This window comes from Bradyrhizobium sp. PRIMUS42 (genome assembly GCF_023006515.1).
Classification (GTDB): domain Bacteria; phylum Pseudomonadota; class Alphaproteobacteria; order Rhizobiales; family Xanthobacteraceae; genus Bradyrhizobium.
In genome coordinates this window covers 1-1,009 of record NZ_JALBGZ010001257.1, presented here as the reverse complement: position 1 = coordinate 1,009, position 1,009 = coordinate 1, and the positions used below count along the sequence as shown (strand labels likewise).

At 65.1% G+C, this 1,009-nt stretch carries 1 protein-coding gene and 1 pseudogene; both read right to left on the bottom strand.

What is annotated here, in order from left to right:
* Window positions 1–211: 211 nt before the first annotated feature.
* Complete coding sequence (locus MOV75_RS39505; RefSeq protein ID WP_246932635.1) at window positions 212–901, bottom strand: DUF1345 domain-containing protein; 690 nt, start codon at window positions 899–901, stop codon at window positions 212–214.
* A 6-nt stretch (window positions 902–907) separates the two neighbouring features.
* Window positions 908–1,009 (bottom strand): annotated as a pseudogene (locus MOV75_RS39500) (polyprenyl synthetase family protein); the annotation flags it as partial.

Genomic DNA, 1,009 nt, shown 5'->3' with positions numbered 1-1,009 from the left:
GTGGTTATGGTGGTGCGGCTGGCATTGCCGCCGCCGCTGGCGCCAGCCGTCGTTCGGGCGGCGGGCAGATGTTCTGCAACAACACCGGCTGCCGTCCTGTCAACCGCGGCTGCCATCTCGAATATCGCGGCGGTGGTGGCCCCGGCAACGACGCCAACGCCGAGGTTTGTCACTGACAATTGAAGTCGTCCCGGCGAACGCCGGGACGATGTCAGTTTGAGATCGCGCTTGCCGCGATGTTCACCGTCAGCGCCAGCAACGCCGTATTGTAGATGAATGAGACGATGCCGTGCGCCGTCGCGGTGCGGCGGATCGTCTTGTCGGTGATGCCGACGTCGGAGACCTGCGCTGTCATGCCGATCACGAACGAGAAATAGACGAAGTCCCAGTAGTCGGCGTGGTCTTCCTTGTCGCTGCTCGGGAATTGCAGGCCGCCGGGCTTGGCGTTCCTGTAATAGTCATGAGCGTAGTGCAGCGCGAAGGTGGTATGCACGGCGGCCCATGACAGCACGATCGTGGTGATCGCGATCGTGAGTTCCGTGGCGCCGCGATGGGTACCGAGCTCGGCGACGATCGCCGCGATGCTCGCGAACGCGCCGATCGCCGTGACCAGCAGGATCACGAAGCGGCCGTCGTCCTGCATCGCGGCGCTGCGGCGGATGTGCTGGTGGTCGTTGCAAAGCATCATCGCATAGACCAGCACGAGATAGACTGCGATCAGCGCATCCCAGCCGAGCACGAGCCGCGTCGTCAGCCGGGGTGAGCCCGGCATGAGCAGGCCGACGAGGATGCCGATACCAAGCGAGATGAATGTCCGCGGCCGCGCATAGATCAGCCGCATCGGCCGCGACATCTTGCGGAAGCGGGCGAGGGCGGGATCTTCTTTGCCCTCGGTTGCCATCGGTCGTCAGCTCTTCCGTTCGGCGACAAACCGCGCCGCTGCCTGCAGCACGGCGGCGCGATCGCCGAAGATCGACACCGCGCTGTCGGCCCGCGCGAGCAGATCGCG

What these genes read in the sequence shown, in the direction of transcription:
- MOV75_RS39505 (WP_246932635.1), bottom strand. Translation starts at nt 901, where the DNA reads ATGGCAACCGAGGGCAAAGAAGATCCCGCCCTCGCCCGCTTCCGCAAG.